The sequence below is a fragment of the Paraburkholderia sediminicola genome (genome assembly GCF_046027355.1).
In the GTDB taxonomy this organism is placed as follows: domain Bacteria; phylum Pseudomonadota; class Gammaproteobacteria; order Burkholderiales; family Burkholderiaceae; genus Paraburkholderia; species Paraburkholderia sediminicola_B.
The window spans coordinates 200,030-216,097 of sequence record NZ_JAQQEK010000007.1 but is presented as its reverse complement, the minus strand read 5'-3'; the positions used below and the strand labels follow the sequence as shown (position 1 = coordinate 216,097).

Genomic DNA, 16,068 nt, shown 5'->3' with positions numbered 1-16,068 from the left:
TACCATGGCAAAGAAAAAAGTAGTGGTGTTTGCCGGCACGCGGCCGGAAGCGATCAAGGTCATTTCGGTCGTGCAGGCGCTGCGCGCGGCTCACGAGCATTTCGACGTGTGCCTGTGTTCGGTCGGGCAGCATCGGGAAATGTTGATGCAGGCTTTCGCGGACTTCGGCGTGACGCCGGACGCGAGTCTGGACGTGATGTCGCAGAATCAGTCGCTGGCGGGATTGAGCGCGCGGCTCTTCACCGCGATCGACGAGTTCCTCGCCGCGCAGTCGCCCGACATCATCCTCGTGCAGGGCGACACGATGACCGTTCAGGTGGCCGCGTTGACGGCGTTCTATCGACGCATTCGCGTCGGGCACATCGAGGCCGGGCTGCGCAGCCATGACATGGCCGCGCCGTTTCCAGAGGAGCTCAATCGCCGCGTGGCGTCGCTTGTGACCGACGTCCATTTCGCGCCGACGGAATTGTCGAAGAAGAATCTGCTGGCGGAGCAGGTGCCCGCGGACCAGATCTTCGTGACGGGCAATACCGTGGTGGACGCGCTGTATCTGATGCTCGAGCGCCTGAAGAACGAACATGTCGAGTTGCCGGAGCGAGTCGAGGCCGCACTCGCGGAAGGTCGGCGGATCGTGCTGGTGACGGGGCATCGTCGCGAGAGTTTCGGGCCTGGGTTCGAGAACATCTGCACGGCGTTGCGGAAAATCGCCGAGGCGCATCCGGACGTGCGCATCGTCTATCCGGTACACATGAATCCGAAGGTCCGGGAAGTGGTCAACCGCGTGTTGAGCGATCAGGCCGGCGTCTATCTGGAAGAACCGTTGACCTACAAGCCGTTCCAGCGGCTCATGGCAGCGAGTCATATCATCCTCACCGATTCGGGCGGGATTCAGGAAGAGGGTCCCGCGTTGGGCAAGCCGGTTCTGGTGATGCGCGACGTGACCGAGCGGCCGGAAGGCGTCGAGTCCGGCGTCAATAAGCTGGTCGGTACGGATGTCGACACGATTGTTCGTGAGACGGCACGCTTGCTCGACGATGAAGCCGCGTATCAGGCAATGTCGGCCGGGAAGAATCCGTTTGGCGACGGTACGGCTGGCGAGCAGATCGTTGCCATTCTGAAGTCGATGTTTGCCTCGAAGTAAGGCGTTCGAATCGCGCGCGCGGCCCGCTGTCAGGTTTCAGCGGCGGGCCGGCGCCAGGCGCTCTTGAAGAGAAGACCAAGCGGCTTCACAAGGTACCGGTCGATTGCGAGCGGCACGACGATACCCGCCAGCACGTAGACGTACCACATGTGCTCGGTATGCCATTGAAAGGCGCTGCCCGTCACGTCCGCCGGTTTGATGATGCCAAGGCCGCAGAGCGCAGCGTTGACGAGAAAGAACGCGAATAGCTGATGAAATACGATCGGCAGGGCGTGGGTGCCGATGAAAGCCAATATCTTTCTCGACGTCGGATTATTCGCGATCATGCCGGCCACGCCGTACATGAAGGCGATGCCCGTGAGGCTCGTCACGATGGGCAGAATGGGATGCTCGAATTGCATGACCTGCATCCAGAAGTCCAGCGTCTTGCCCGTCACCCACAGTTGTTGCTGAATCACGTATAAGGCCACGAGTACGAGGACATTGGGCAGGAATCGCGTTGCTTTCCAATGCGCCGCCAGATAGCCGACGTAATAGAAGAAAGCCGCGAACACGACACGCAGCAGACCGATTTCGCGATAAGTGACGGTGCCTTCGAGGTACATGACCTTGGCAAGATAGATGGCGCAACCTGCTCCAGCCAGGTAAAGCAAACCCCAGGCGGTTTGCAAAACCGCTTCACGTCCGCGCGCCATGCGCGCGAGAGGCGCGTTCACTCGCGTGTGCACGAGCGCAAAGTACACCCGGACAAAGAACAGGCAGGGAATGAACCAGTACGGCGAAGTGAATCCATACGCTGCGGCGCTACCGAACTGATTGAACAGTACATTCGAGATTGAAAACGGCTGCCACAGCCTCACGAAACCGGCGGCGCGAATGACCTGGCAGACGAGCGCATAGACAAGAAAGAATATCGTCGTGGGCAGCAACAGGGTGCGCGCATTTCTTAGTACGAAAGCGACCGGCGCCTCAATCTTTTCCTCTCTGAAAAAGAGGCCGGAGAGGAAGAAAAACAGCGGCATGTGAAACGAATAGGGCGAGAAGGGCGCCAAGCCGGTGCCACTCCATGCATGTCCCGCCACGACAGCGATGATGCCAAGCCCCCGAAGGACATCAACTGTCGTGTCTCTCTCGTTCATTTACGTTATCCGTTCAGCCACAAGGCCTATCTAATTATTACAACATCTTTCAAATCCTTTCCATGGAAAGATCGGCTGCATGAGGGGCGGCTTCGACTCATCCCGTAGGTGATCACGTCAGTCACCGTCGTCGGGGCGCGCGAAGAGGCTTGCGGAAAGCGGATGGTGCGCAGCAGATGAGCGGGAGAGACGGCAACCAAAGCCGCCAGACAGGAAGGGACTGACCGCCATCGTCACAACCCCGCCCGGACGGTCACGTGAGCGATAGCTGATAGAATCGCTATCTCAAAGAGAACTTGGGTGAAGAGGCGGCATATGGTGGATTCGGCGCGCGCGGGTAATGACCGAGCCCCCTCGCTGGACATATTGCGAGGCTATGCCGCGCTGATCGTAGTGATCTCCCATACGACGGTAGCCGGCCTGTACAAGGTCGAACCGCTCTGGGGCTTCCTGAAATGGACGCCGCTGCGCGTGCTGTGGGCCGGGCACCAGGCGGTGATCATCTTCTTCATGCTGAGCGGCTACGCACTCGCGCACATGTATGGCGAGCAGCGTGCGCGCCGCTACGTCACCTTTGCCGCCGCGCGAGTCGTGCGGCTGTATCCACCGTTTGTCGCATCGCTCGTGGTCGCGCTAGGCCTCTACTGGCTGGTTGCGCGCGCCGGCTTCGTCTGGGAAAAAGGCTGGATGTACACGGCGCATCCGCATCCGGACAAACAGATGATCCTCGATCATCTGAAATTGATCGGCAGCTACGATACCTCGGTCATCAATCCGCCCATGTGGTCGATCGTGCATGAGATGCGACTGTCGCTGGCGTTTCCGGTGATTGCCTTTCTCGTGCTGCATCTCCGATTCAAGGCGGTCATTCTCGCGGTCATCAGTTCCACGCTGATCGGTATCGCGGCTCTGGCCGGATCGCCGAGCCATATTCCATGGCCGCTTCAGGATGCGCTATTGACCACGCACTACGGCACTTTCTTCGCGATCGGAGCGTGGTTCTATTCATGCCGCGCGAGGATCCTGTCGTGGGCGCATGCATTGCGGCCGGCGTCGCGCGCCGTGTTGTGGATCGTTGCGTTGGCCCTGTTCGCGTATCCGTTCGACAATCCCTGGAGCATGGGCGCTCGCATTTTCGGCGATCTGGGTTCGTCGACCGGCGCGTTCCTGTTGATGGCGCTGTCCTTTACGATCCAGCCGGGCAGGATCTACAGCGTCGGCCATTGGCTTGGCAAGATCTCCTACAGCCTGTATCTCAACCACTACGTGGTATTGAGCGTGTCGCTAGTCATTCTCTATCCGCGATTCGGCGCCGTGCCAGTCTGGTTCGCGACTGTGTTCGGAGCACTTATCCTCGGCTACGTGATGAACAGGCTGATCGAAGTGCCTTCGCAGAATGGCGCGCGAGCGTTGCGCCGCAAGTTCTCGCCGAAAACGGCAGCTTATTCGGCCAATGGTGTGAATGTTCGTTCGTAAGCCAGCACGGCGCTGATCAGCCGCGCAACGGCAGATGCGTCGGCGTACTGATTCAGTAGGCGCCCAGCATGCAATGACACACCGTTATCGACTGCCAACTTGCGGCGCTGTCGTTCAATGCTGGGCGCGAAAGACCCACCACTTCGCGAATGCGAAGTTGACGAACATGCCGACGATCGAGCCCACGCCCAGCGCGATGAGCGGCGCGATGGTCACTTTCGGCAGGAACAGCAGCACGACCACATAGGTCCCGTAGTTGCATGCGCCGCCCACCGACATGGCAGCCAGGTAGCGCACCCATTCGGTCCAGAGCGACTCCGTCCGCTTCACCACGAAGGTCATGCGGCGGTTGATCTGCCACGTTGCGAAAGCCGCGCAGAGAAAGGAGACGGCGCGGCCGAGATACGGCCCGAGGCCGATTGCCAGTGCCACATACAGCACGCCGGCATCCACCAGAAAGCCGATGGCGCCGGCAATGGCGAACCTGAAAAACTGGGTGCGCATTTACTGGTTGTGCTCCTGCTTGCGTGGGGCAGGGATGGCGAGGTATGCCAGCCGCTTGACCTCGATCCGGCCACGCGTCACGGTATCCAGCACGATGCCGCAGATCAGCAGAATCGCGCCGAGCAGCATCAGCGCGGTACTGAGCAGCGCGGTGGGCAGGCGCGGCACGAGCCCGGTCTCGACGTAGGTTTCGAAGACCGGAATAGCCAGCACAATGGACAGCAGCGCGCAGATCGCGAAGCCGACCGTGAAGAACGCGAAAGGCTTCTCGCTTTTGACCAGTTTGAAAATGGTCATCAGGATACGGAAGCCGTCGCGATAGGTGTTCAGCTTGCTCTCGGAGCCTTCCGGGCGTGAGATGTAGCGCGTGGGCAGTTCGGCCACGGGCATGCGCATGCCGAGCGCGTGCACCGTCAATTCCGTCTCGGTTTCGAAGCCCGATGCATGGGCCGGGAACGACTTCGCATAGCGGCGCGAAAAGATCCGGTAGCCGGACAGCATGTCCTTGAACGTGCGGCCGAAAATCGATGCCACACATTGCGTCAGCATGACATTGCCGAAGCGGTGGCCTAATCGGTAAGCGGCCTGTTCGTCGCTGACGCGGGAGCCGACCACCATGTCCAGCCGCTCCTCGACCAGCTTGCTGATCAATGCAGGCGCAACGGATGCGTCGTACGTCGCGTCGCCATCCACCATCACGTACACATCGGCTTCCACGTCCGCGAACATGCGGCGCACGGCATTGCCCTTGCCCTGCAGCGGAACCTTGATGACGTCCGCGCCCGCTTCGCGAGCGACACGTGCGGTGTCGTCCGTCGAGTTGTTGTCGAAAGCGATGATGGAAGCCTCGGGGAGCGTGCGTCGAAAATCGCGAACCACGGTGGCGATCGTAGCGGCCTCGTTGTAGCAGGGAATCACGACGGCGACGGTGCCTGGGTTGAAGTCTTGCATGGGCGATTGTGTTCTGGGTTTGACGGTCAAAAGTGCGGCGAGCTGATTTTTCGCTGGCTGCGGAGCGTGTTATGCGGGCCAGACGCAATTTCGGCGAGTGGCGTCATGGTAGCGCATACGAAAGCCGGCTCTTTCCGGCTGGTCTGTCAGACGCGCATGGCGGCGCGTCTCGATGTGACTGACATGCCGAGTTCCACCAGCATCATCAGCAGGCCGATTGCGAACGCAACGAACGCCCATTCGATATGCGGAGGCCGGAATACGAATTGAACGTTGGATGTGCCCGCGGGGACGTCGACTTGCTGAAAAATTTCGTCAACCTGACGAACCGTGGTTTCCTGTCCATTGACGAAGGCTCGCCAGCCCGGCATGTAGAGTTCCAGGCGCGTCAGCGTCGTGCGCTGCGTACAGTTGGTGCGCAATTCGCCGCGCGTTGCCGCTTCCAGCGAGCACGCCGGCGCGTCGAAGTAGGGACGCGGGTTGCTCAGTTCGTAGATGCGCATGTTGGTGTCGGCGGCGACTTCCTTGATGCCTCTCGCTGTCGCATCTTCCGGCAGCGGCGCGTTGATCGGGGCCAGCACATAGCGCACGCCGATGGCCAGATAGTTCGGCAAATTCTTCAGCAAGCTGTCTTGCGAGGATGGGCCGGCCGGATCCGCGCGCGATGAACCCGTGAACAGAATAGGCGGTGCATTGGCGTCTAGCTTGCTGGTGACGAAGTCCGTCCAGATGCGGGGAATCGGCAAGTCGTTATGGTTGATCGACGCGATCCCAAAGTAGGAACCGTAATTCGGTTGCACCGGACCGAGCGTGACGAAGCGCTGCATGCCGAGATTGGCCTGCAGGAATTTCACGCCCGCAAGATCCACCGTGCCGTGCGACGGATTGCTCATAACCGGCGCGATGAAATACAGCGCGCTTTCGCCGGCGAGAAGAATCGACAGCGTGAGCGCGAGGCGCTTTGAACCGGCGTTGCGACGTCCGGCGAAAAGCACGAGCGCAAGTGCGGCCAGCAGCAGTCCGGTGAAGATCACCGCGCCAAGCACATAGCGCCCGTGCGGCCTGAGGCCCGCGCTGTGGGCAATCGCGCATCCTGCGACGAGCAGAACGAGCACCGCGCCATAGGCATATCCGAGCCGTCGTTGCAGAAGCCCGCTCGCGGCGTCGTTGAGCGCGAGCGCCGCGAGGACGCACAGACTGAATTCCCAGGAGGGCGGCAGATACCGGAAGAACGCCGCCAGCTTGAGGCCGGGGATGATCCAGACCAGCGCGCTCGTGCCGGGCAAACCGTACGACATTGACACGGTCACGACGACCCACAGGGCGAGCATGATCCGCAGGCCACGGTATCGCTGACCGACGATGCCGCACAGCGCGAGCATGACGAGGACAATGCCCGCGTAGCCGCCGACGCTTCCCCAGAAACCACCCGCGGCGGGATCCTGAAAGATGCCGCCGAAAATGTACGGAACGAGCGTGGCGATCAACATCGACGCAGGCAAGTGCATGGATGCAAAACCATCGCCCTCGTGGCCGCCGGTAAAGCTCAGCGGCAGGTAGTCGAAAAATGCAATCAGGATGGGCGCCGACAGCAGCAGCGCGACCACGCCGCCAAAACAGACGCGCAGCAGAAAACGCAGGCGCAGCGCCGCAGGTAGCGCTGCCGTTCGCACCAGCGTCCAGCAGAGAATGAGCAGTCCGTCGAGATAAGCCATCTCCGGGAAACCGGCATACAACGCCGCGACGAGCCCGATGGTGATCCAGAAGGCGCCGCCGCGACGGCCGCTGGCGACCCGCTCGAGGGCGATTTCGACACCGATCAGCGTGAGCGGCAGGAACGCAATCGGATTGATGACCGCATTGGCCAGCCAGGCAAACGTGCCGTTGAACTGGAAGGCGAGCGCGGCGGCGACCGAGCCGGCTTGCGCGATCCGCATTCTGCGCAACAGCACGTAAGTCGACACACCGGCAATGATCTGCAGCGCGAGGTGCATGTACAACTGGCCATTCTTGAAGTACAGCAGCCATGTCAGCGGGAACAGGGCCGCGGACTGCATTTCGCCGGCAAGCGGCGCGCCTACGCCTTCGTAGTAGTTCCACCATGGCCACTGACCATGGAGGATGTCGAGAATCGCGCGATGTCCCAGCGCATGACTGGTGAACGCGATGTTGGGGTCGATCGTGGGGAAAGGCGGGAATCCGCCGAACGGACCGTGCTGCAAGCCCTGTTGCAGGCCCGCGTAGAGCAAGGTCGGATCCGAGATCAACAGCCCGACCAGCAGAGGCGCTTTGACGATCAGCGGGGCGAGGCACAACAGAAGAATGGCGGTGACGGTGACGCGTTCTGTGGACTGACCTGTGTCTTTCATATCTGGCATGGAGCGGCAACTCATCATGGTTCTGACGTGCGAACCGTGTCGTTCATCGTCACGATGAAGGTGTCGTGGACCTCGGAAAGGCGACATTCTACAGGGCGCTGTATGCCGAACTTGAGGGCGGGCCGTGCGAGCACGGCTTTCACAGAGCGGACATTGGGGTCGGGCGTGTCCCATTTTTTGGGTAAGCGGCGGGCGACCGGTTTGCGCGCGGCGCGCACGATGCCGCAGGGGGCCCGAGAGTCGGCCCGCCCGGACGAATCCAGCATAAAATAGCGCCCGTTCACGGCCGGCGGCCGGTTGCGCAGTGAGGGCTGCGCCGCCGAGTCCCGCCGGGGCGGCCGCGCCGCGCGAATAGTCCCCTTTTGCAGGCTCGACGGTAACCGTATCCGGCCAGCCGTAACAAAAGGAAAAGCCAGTTGCCGAAGCCGGCGGATTTGCGCAAACTGCGGCCTTGTTGCGGCCATACAACGAAGTGTCGTTCCCAAGTGTCGTCCATAAGGCACGCAGTTCCAACTTACATGAATGCTACTAGCGCGCCGCGTCCTGAAATCGAGGGCTTGTCTGTTTCCGTGGTCGTCTATCGGCCGGATCAGGCACAACTGGCCACCACGTTCGCCAGCCTCGGTCATGCCTGCGAGGCGCTGCGCGCCTCGCGGCCGGGCCTGCCGGTTCACCTCTATCTCGTCGACAACGGCGGCCTGCCGGACGAACGTGCCGCGTTGGACGCATTGAACGCCCAAGGCGTCACCAGCACGATCCTGAGCGGTCACGGCAATGTCGGCTACGGTCGTGGCCATAATCTGGCCATCGAGCGCGCCGTCGGCCGCTACCACCTCGTGCTGAATCCGGATATCGATCTGGACCGCCATGCGCTGCTGCATGCGCTCGAATTTTTCGAGGCTAATCCGGCCGCGGGCCTGTTGACGCCGTGGATCGGCGACGAAGCAGGGCATCAGCAGTTCCTCTGCCGCCGTTATCCGACGTTGCTGGACCTGTTCGTGCGCGGTTTTCTGCCGACCGGATTGCGACAGCTGTTCCAACGACGCATCGCCCGCTACGAGATGCGCGACGTAATCAACGAGCGGGACATTTGCTGGGATCCGCCCATCGTCAGCGGCTGTTTCATGCTGTTTCGAACGAGCGTGCTGGAAAAGCTTCGAGGCTTCGACACACGCTATTTTCTGTACTTCGAGGACTACGATTTGAGCTTGCGCGCGCATGACGTCACCCGTGTCGCCTACGCGCCCGCCGTGCGCGTGCTGCATCACGGCGGCGGCGCCGCGCGCAAGGGCTCCGCGCATGTCCGGATGTTCCTGGCGTCGGCGTACAAGTTCTTCAATCGCTTCGGCTGGAAGTGGCTATGAGCCGCGTGCTGGTGACGGGCGCCAATGGGTTCGTCGGCGAGGCGTTGTGCCGCGTCTTGATGCAGTCCGGCCATACGGTCTGCGGACTCGTGCGTCAGGCCGGGCAGCTCGAGCGGGGCGTGAGCGAGTGGGTCGAGCCTCAGGCGGATTTTGCCGGCATCGACGCCGGCTGGCCCGCCGCGCTTCAGGTCGATTGCGTCGTGCATCTGGCGGCGCGCGTGCATGTGATGCATGACACCGCGGCCGACCCCGACGCCGCGTTTCACGCCACCAATGTCGAGGGCGCCTTGCGCGTCGCGAAGGCGGCGTGGCGTTATGGCGCGCGGCGTTTCGTCTTCGCCAGCAGCGTCAAGGCGCTGGCCGAGGGGGACGCGGGTCGTCCGTTGCGGGAAGATGACCCGCCGGCGCCGCAGGACGCCTACGGGCGCTCGAAGCTCGCGGCCGAACAGGCGCTGGTGCGCTACGGCGAGGAAACCGGTCTGGAGGTGGTGATCGTGCGTTTGCCGCTCGTCTATGGGCCGCGCGTGCGCGCCAATTTCCTGCGGCTGATGGACGCGATCTGGAAAGGCGTGCCGCTGCCGCTCGGCGCGATCGACGCGCGCCGCAGCCTCGTCTACGTCGACAACCTCGCGGACGCGCTGATGCATTGCGCTACCGACCCGCGCGCCGCGGGTCAAACGTTTCATGTGGCCGACAGCGACGCCCTCACCGTGGCGGAGCTCGCACGTTCGCTCGGGCGGCATCTGCACAAGCCCGCCCGCTTGCTACCGGTGCCCGCGAGCTGGCTAAGGCTGGCGGGCCGCTTGACGGGGCGCACGGCGCACGTCGACCGGCTGGTGGGTTCCTTGCAACTCGACACCAGCCGGATCCGCGCGGTGCTGGGCTGGCAGGCGCCGCACTCCACCGACGAAGGGCTGGCCGCGACAGCCCGTTGGTACCGATCCACGCATTGAGGCGCGCATGCTGATGTCCCATTCCACGCTGCCGGGCTGGACGACCGTGATCCTGATCACGCTCGGCTCCGCTTGCGCCTGCGCGGCGGTCCTGTGGACGCTGCTCAGGACCGGCCTCGCCTGGCGTCTGGCCACCGACATTCCCAACGACCGCTCGCTGCACACACGGCCCACGCCGCGCGTGGGCGGCTGGGGCATCGTTCCGGTGGTGGTGGTGGCGACGCTGCTCGTCGCGCCGCACCTCTGGCTTGCCGCGCTATGCGCCGCCGTGCTGGCGGCGGTCTCGCAGATCGACGACCGGCGCGGACTGCCCGCGCGGGTCAGATTCGCGGCGCACCTGGCCGCGGTGGCGATCTTCGTCTGGGCGCATCCGGCGCCGGTGCCGGTCTGGCTGCTGGCGGCCCTGTCGTTTTTACTGCTCTGGCTGGTCAATCTTTACAATTTTATGGACGGCGCGGACGGCCTGGCCGGTGGCATGACGCTATTCGGCTTCGCGGGTTATGCAGTTGGAGCCGCGCTTACCGCGCATCCATCACCGGAGCTCAGCCTGGCTTCGGCCGCCGTGGCGGGCGCCGCAGCGGGTTTTCTCCTCTTCAACTTCCATCCGGCGAAAATCTTCCTCGGCGACGCCGGGTCGATTCCGCTCGGCTTTCTGGCGGGCGCTTTCGGCTATTGGGGCTGGAGCGACGGCGTTTGGCCGATCTGGTTTCCGGCGCTCGTGTTTTCGCCGTTCATCGGCGACGCGTCGGTTACGCTGCTGCGACGGCTCCTGCGCGGCGAGAAAATCTGGCAGGCGCACCGCGAGCACTACTATCAACGCATGGTCCAGTATGGACTCGGGCATTCGAAGACGGCCATCCTATGGTATGCAGTAATGGCGGCTGGTATAGTACTTGCTGTCGTGTTGCTTGGCTGGTCTTCAGCCGTTCAATGGTGTAGCGTGGGCGCATGGGTGATCGTGCTGGTATTGATTGGTATCGGAGTCGATTCACGCTGGCGTCGATTCCGGATAGCAGATTCCGAACAACCTGAGGTGTGACGCCGATGTTTCGACACAAAGCCTCATGGCTATCATTTAGCGCTTTCGCCTTCGACCTTTGCGCAGTCGCAGGCGCCTGGCTCGCGGCATACCTGATCCGCTTCAACGGCTACGTCCCGGACGAGTTCTGGTCCGGCGCCGTCCGAACCCTCCTCTGGGTCCTCCCTGTCTACGGTGTGATGTTCCGCATCTTCGGCCTGTACCGGGGCATGTGGGTGTTTGCGAGCCTGCCGGACCTGATGCGCATCGCGAAAGCCGTGCTGGCCGGCGCATTCGTGATGATGATGGTGGCCGTCATGGCCCAGCCGCATCCCATCATTCCGCGCTCCGTCCTCGCTGTTTCTCCGCTTCTGTTGTTCCTCGCCATGGGCGGCTCGCGCGCGCTCTATCGCGCCTCCAAGGAGTTCTATCTCTACGGCGGCCTGGTCGGGCAGGGCAAGCCGGTGGTGGTGCTCGGCGCGGGCAACGCGGGCGCGAGCCTGGCCCGCGAACTGTCGCGCTCGAGCGAATGGCGGCTGGTGGGCCTGCTCGACGACGATCCGGCCAAGCAGGGTCGCGAAATCTACGGCTACAAGGTGTGGGGGCCGATTAGCGACCTGCAGTACTGGGCCTCGGACATGAAGGTCGAGCACGCGATCATCGCGATCCCTTCGGCGTCGGTGGACGCGCAGCGTCGCGTGGCAACGCTGTGCGTGCGCGCCGGTGTGCGGGCCATGGTGCTGCCCGCGTTGACCACGCTGACGCAAGGTGAAGCGTTCCTGTCGCGCGTGCGTCAGATCGATCTGGAGGACCTGCTGGGGCGCGAGCCGGTACGTATCGACATGCCGCACGTCGAAGCGCTGTTGAGCGGCCGCGTGGTGATGGTGACCGGCGCGGGCGGCTCGATCGGCTCGGAGTTGTGCCGCCAGATTCTGCGCTTCGAACCCGCGCAGTTGATCGCGTTCGACCTGTCCGAGTACGCGATGTACCGTCTCACGGAAGAGCTGCATGACCGGTTTCCGAAGCTCTCCGTGGTGCCGGTGATCGGCGACGCCAAAGATTCGTTGCTGCTCGACCAGGTGCTGTCGCGCTATACGCCGCACATTCTCTTTCACGCCGCGGCCTACAAGCACGTGCCGCTGATGGAAGAGCTGAACGCATGGCAGGCGGTGCGCAACAACGTGCTGGGCACGTACCGTGTCGCGCGCGCGGCGATTCGCCACGACGTGAAGCACTTTGTGCTGATCTCCACCGACAAGGCGGTGAACCCGACGAACGTGATGGGCGCGAGCAAGCGCCTCGCGGAAATGGCGTGTCAGGCGCTGCAGCAAACCAGCACGCGCACGCAATTCGAGACGGTGCGCTTCGGCAATGTGCTCGGCAGCGCGGGCAGCGTCATTCCCAAGTTTCAACAACAGATCGCGAAGGGTGGGCCGGTCACGGTCACGCATCCGGAGATCACGCGCTTTTTCATGACGATCCCCGAAGCATCGCAACTCGTGCTGCAAGCGTCGAGCATGGGGCATGGCGGCGAGATATTCATTCTCGACATGGGCGAGCCGGTCAAGATCGTCGATCTGGCGCGCGACCTGATCCGCCTGTACGGCTTCAGCGAGGAGCACATCCGCATCGTCTTCACGGGCCTGCGTCCCGGCGAGAAACTCTACGAGGAACTGCTGGCCGACGACGAAGCGACCACGCGCACGCCGCATCCGAAACTGCGCATCGCGCAGGCGCGTGAAGCGCCCGACAATCTGCTCGACGAGCTGCTGCCCTGGCTGATGCAGCATCGTGTGCCGAGCGACCAGGAAGTACGCCGCGATCTGCGACGCTGGGTGCCGGAGTATCAGCCGGCTGCCGCGCCGGCGTTGCATAGCGTGGCGCCGGCAACGCGGGCTTCGTGAGCTGGAACCGGTGAGGTGAGCTTGCCTTCCGCGGCGGCCTTGGCGTCGCATCGCAAGGCGGACGTCACAAAGGTCACAAAGCAAAAGGCGCTCATTCGAGCGCCTTTTTTTGTTACCGCCTGGTCTTCCTGACCACCATCCACCGTGGCGACTTGAACCGCACGATACTGACGTAGAGCCATACATACGTCGCGGCGAACACCACCACGAAGCAGAACAGATGCAGCGTATGCCGCCAGAACAGCGTGGCCGGCACGACCGCGATCAGACACAGCAGCCACAAGTACGGCGACGTCAGCGAGTTACGCCGCGTCAATTCACGTGCGGTACGCGCGCCGACCGCCCAGCGCATGAGCCGCTTGTACACCAGCATGTGCAGATGCACGCCGTCCGGAATGCCCGGCGACATGCCGCGAATGAATTTCTTCCGGTAGATCGAAAAGCAGGTCTCGAAGATCGGATACATGAACAGCAGCACGGGATACCACGCCGATACGTCGCGATTGCGCATCACCAGCATGATCGACAGTTCGGCCAGCATGAAGCCGATGAAATACGCGCCGCCGTCGCCGAGAAAGATCAGCCCCGCCGGAAAATTCCAGATGAAGAAGCCAAGCACCGCGCCCATCATCATGAACGAGGCGGACAGCACGATCGGATCGGACACCTGGAACGCGACGTAGGCGAGCGAGGCGAACATCATGAACGCGACCATCGACGCGAGTCCGTTGAAGCCGTCGATGATATTGATCGCGTTGGCGAGCGCCGCCACCGCCAGCACCGTGACCGCGCAGGAGATCACCGCATACGAGAGCAGGAAGTCGAGCGGCGGCACGCTGATGCGCGTCACGGCGATGTTCAGCAGGAAATAGGCGAGCGCGGCCGCGGCCATCGTGCAAACCAGCCTTGTAAGCGGCGACACGCGCTTGGTCAGGTCTTCGACCAGGCCCGAGCCGAAGGCCGGCATGCCGCACGCAATCAGCCCGAGGATACCGCCTGACACGGCGGGATACGCGTGATGCAACTGTACGGCGGAGACGATCAGCCCGAGCAGAATCCCGGTCCCGCCGATGCGCGGCACCGGGCGAACATGGAATTTCTGCACGCCGGCCAGATCGGTGTCGGTGGAGAATTTTTCATGCAGATGCGCGTAGCGCACGATCAACAGCGTGATCAGCAGGGAAACGAGAAAGCCGAGCGCAAAACTAAGCATGAAAGTGGGCCTGAGCGAAGACGCCGAATTATACAAACGAAACGCACAACGCCCGGAAAAGCAGCGGTGCCGCGTGGTTGCCCGAATATCCCAGATAGTGAGGTGGAAGGCACTCGCAAACGCCCGCTGGTCATGGATTCCACCTATTTAGCAGGGTCCGTGCGAGGTCGTTAACCTGGATGCGGCGAAGAGTAAGTCACGCGCAAAAAAAAGCGCGCGCCTGCCAATCTGTTTCGCCGCCGATCGGCAAGACGTTCCGGAGACCCAATGCTAAATAACATCACAATTCGTGGCGGCCTGACGCTGGTAATCAGCGTATTCGTCGCTTTCCTGCTGACAGTGATCGGTGTCGGCTACGGCGCGCTCAAGCTCGCCAACGGCAGCCTCGACGACACGCAGCGTAGCGCGGCCGCGCTGTCGCATCTGAAGGCGAGCTCCGAGAAGCTGCTGCAAGTGCAGCTCGCACTGGGTTCGTATCAGACGCTCTTTAGCGTCGGCAAGCAGACCGACGACCTGTTGCCCGCCGCGCACAAGGTGCTGGTCGAATCGAACAAGGACTTCCGCAATTACATGGCCGGCCCGTTTGCAAACGAAACCGAGCAGAAGCTCGCGCAGAACGTGGAGCAGGCGCGCAGCGCGCTGGTCGATAAGGCGATCGAACCGGAGTTCAAGGCGCTGACCGACTTCGATTTCAATACCTTCCGCAACATTCAGGGCGAGACGGCGAACGGCTTTTACGCCACCTATTCGAAAGCGATCGACGCACTTGAACATTCGCAGATCGACAGCCAGCATCAGCAAGCCCAAACGGCCGCGCAGCGCTTCCAGATCGCGACGCTGCTGTTCGCCGCGATCGGCGCCATCGCGCTCGTGATCGGCGTGGCGGCGCGCATTGGTTTGTCAGTGGCGTTGATCAAGCCGGTCAACGCAACCGTCAAGCATTTCGAGCGCATCGCCGCCGGCGATCTGACTGTCGCGATCAAGATCAAATCGCGCAACGAGATGGGCCAGTTGCTGGGCGCGTTGACGAAGATGCGCGACGGCCTCGTCGAAACCGTGTCCAAAGTGCGCGGCAGCACGACGGCGATCACACAAGGGGCGAACGAGATTGCGTCCGGCAATGCGGATCTGTCCTCGCGCACCGAGCAGCAGGCTGCGGCGCTTCAACAGACCGCCGCGAGCATGGAGCAGTTGTCGGCCACGGTGAAACAGAACGCGGACAACGCGAAACAGGCGAACCGGCTCGCGCACGGCGCGCTCGACACGGTCACGCGTGGCGGCAAAGTGGTCTCGCGTGTCACTGAAACGATGGATGGAATCAGCGAGTCGTCGCGCAAGGTGACGGAAATCATCGGCATGATCGAGGGGATTGCGTTTCAGACCAACATTCTGGCGTTGAATGCCGCGGTGGAAGCAGCGCGCGCCGGCGAACAGGGGCGCGGGTTCGCGGTGGTGGCTTCGGAAGTGCGCAGCCTCGCACAGCGCTCAGGCGCGGCGGCGAAAGAAATCAAGGAGCTGATCGGCGAATCGGCCGCCAAGGTTCAGGAGGGCGCATCCCTCGTGTCCGACGCGCAGAAGACGATTCACGAAGCCATGAGCGCCGTCGAACGCGTGACCGGTGTGATGAACGAGATCGAGGCGTCCGCGCTCGAACAGAGTGACGGTATCGAACAGGTCAACAAGGCCGTCTCGCAGATCGACGAAGTCACGCAACACAATGCGGCGCTCGTGGAAGAAGCGGCTGCGGCGGCGAAATCGCTGGAAGAGCAGGCGACTATATTGCGCGACGCCGTGGCGGTATTCCAGATGGCGTAAATGGCGGCGAGGCCGCGCTCGCGGTGTTCGCGAGCGCCGGTTTTAATCGGGCATTGAACGGAAATTTAATTAAGAAATCCTAATTGTTAGATTTTGTAAAAGCTGTTCATATGTGTGAAATTTTATGTTTATTGTGGCATCTCGGCTGCTGGTTCGAAGAACATTTTCCCGGCGCAATGGGTGGCCGGAAATTTATTCCGTACAGCAAAATG

At 62.3% G+C, this 16,068-nt stretch carries 13 protein-coding genes; 7 read left to right on the top strand and 6 right to left on the bottom strand.

The genetic code is table 11. From position 1 onward, the window contains the following. Nucleotides 1-4 precede the first annotated feature (4 nt). Entirely contained in the window at nt 5-1,141 is a 1,137-nt protein-coding gene (wecB, locus tag PQR42_RS14730; protein ID WP_408385362.1) for a non-hydrolyzing UDP-N-acetylglucosamine 2-epimerase, read from the top strand. A 29-nt stretch (nt 1,142-1,170) separates the two neighbouring features. On the opposite strand, the gene PQR42_RS14725 is transcribed toward wecB, so the two are convergent. Next, on the bottom strand, nt 1,171-2,280 hold the full coding sequence (locus PQR42_RS14725; RefSeq protein WP_408385364.1) for an acyltransferase family protein: 1,110 nt from the start codon (nt 2,278-2,280) through the stop codon (nt 1,171-1,173). 300 nt (nt 2,281-2,580) lie between these two features. Here PQR42_RS14725 and PQR42_RS14720 point away from each other — a divergent pair, with 300 nt between their 5' ends. Continuing rightward, entirely contained in the window at nt 2,581-3,756 is a 1,176-nt protein-coding gene (locus PQR42_RS14720; RefSeq protein ID WP_408385366.1) for an acyltransferase family protein, read from the top strand. 114 nt (nt 3,757-3,870) lie between these two features. Here PQR42_RS14720 and PQR42_RS14715 read toward each other — a convergent pair whose 3' ends face one another. The 4 genes from PQR42_RS14715 to PQR42_RS14700 form a co-directional block, all read right to left on the bottom strand. After that, on the bottom strand, nt 3,871-4,260 hold the full coding sequence (locus PQR42_RS14715; protein WP_408214838.1) for a GtrA family protein: 390 nt from the start codon (nt 4,258-4,260) through the stop codon (nt 3,871-3,873). Beyond that, nucleotides 4,261-5,211: a glycosyltransferase family 2 protein gene (locus PQR42_RS14710; protein ID WP_408385368.1), complete on the bottom strand. Its 951-nt coding sequence runs from the start codon at nt 5,209-5,211 to the stop codon at nt 4,261-4,263. It lies immediately after the preceding gene. Between the two features lie 146 nt (nt 5,212-5,357). Continuing rightward, nucleotides 5,358-7,589 (bottom strand): YfhO family protein, encoded by a 2,232-nt coding sequence (locus PQR42_RS14705; protein ID WP_408385370.1) that lies wholly within the window; start codon nt 7,587-7,589, stop codon nt 5,358-5,360. A 14-nt stretch (nt 7,590-7,603) separates the two neighbouring features. Continuing rightward, complete coding sequence (locus tag PQR42_RS14700; RefSeq protein WP_408385372.1) at nt 7,604-7,855, bottom strand: hypothetical protein; 252 nt, start codon at nt 7,853-7,855, stop codon at nt 7,604-7,606. Between the two features lie 252 nt (nt 7,856-8,107). On the opposite strand from PQR42_RS14700, the gene PQR42_RS14695 reads away from it, so the two are divergent. The 4 genes from PQR42_RS14695 to PQR42_RS14680 are packed head-to-tail and all read left to right on the top strand — an operon-like array spanning nt 8,108 to nt 12,828. After that, nucleotides 8,108-8,953, top strand: coding sequence for a glycosyltransferase family 2 protein (locus PQR42_RS14695; protein WP_408385374.1), 846 nt, complete (start codon nt 8,108-8,110; stop codon nt 8,951-8,953). Continuing rightward, nucleotides 8,950-9,906: a UDP-glucose 4-epimerase family protein gene (locus PQR42_RS14690; protein WP_408493656.1), complete on the top strand. Its 957-nt coding sequence runs from the start codon at nt 8,950-8,952 to the stop codon at nt 9,904-9,906. The genes PQR42_RS14695 and PQR42_RS14690 overlap by 4 nt, the downstream gene beginning before the upstream one ends. A 7-nt stretch (nt 9,907-9,913) precedes the next feature. Further along, nucleotides 9,914-10,945: an MraY family glycosyltransferase gene (locus tag PQR42_RS14685; RefSeq protein ID WP_408385378.1), complete on the top strand. Its 1,032-nt coding sequence runs from the start codon at nt 9,914-9,916 to the stop codon at nt 10,943-10,945. A 5-nt stretch (nt 10,946-10,950) separates the two neighbouring features. After that, nucleotides 10,951-12,828 (top strand): polysaccharide biosynthesis protein, encoded by a 1,878-nt coding sequence (locus PQR42_RS14680; protein ID WP_408385380.1) that lies wholly within the window; start codon nt 10,951-10,953, stop codon nt 12,826-12,828. 112 nt (nt 12,829-12,940) lie between these two features. Here the strand turns inward: PQR42_RS14680 and PQR42_RS14675 are convergent, their stop codons facing one another. Beyond that, nucleotides 12,941-14,041 carry an MraY family glycosyltransferase gene (locus PQR42_RS14675; protein WP_408214817.1) on the bottom strand — a complete coding sequence of 367 codons (1,101 nt, stop codon included), beginning with the start codon at nt 14,039-14,041 and terminating at the stop codon, nt 12,941-12,943. 267 nt (nt 14,042-14,308) lie between these two features. Here PQR42_RS14675 and PQR42_RS14670 point away from each other — a divergent pair, with 267 nt between their 5' ends. Continuing rightward, nucleotides 14,309-15,856, top strand: coding sequence for a methyl-accepting chemotaxis protein (locus PQR42_RS14670; RefSeq protein ID WP_408385382.1), 1,548 nt, complete (start codon nt 14,309-14,311; stop codon nt 15,854-15,856). Nucleotides 15,857-16,068 lie beyond the last annotated feature (212 nt).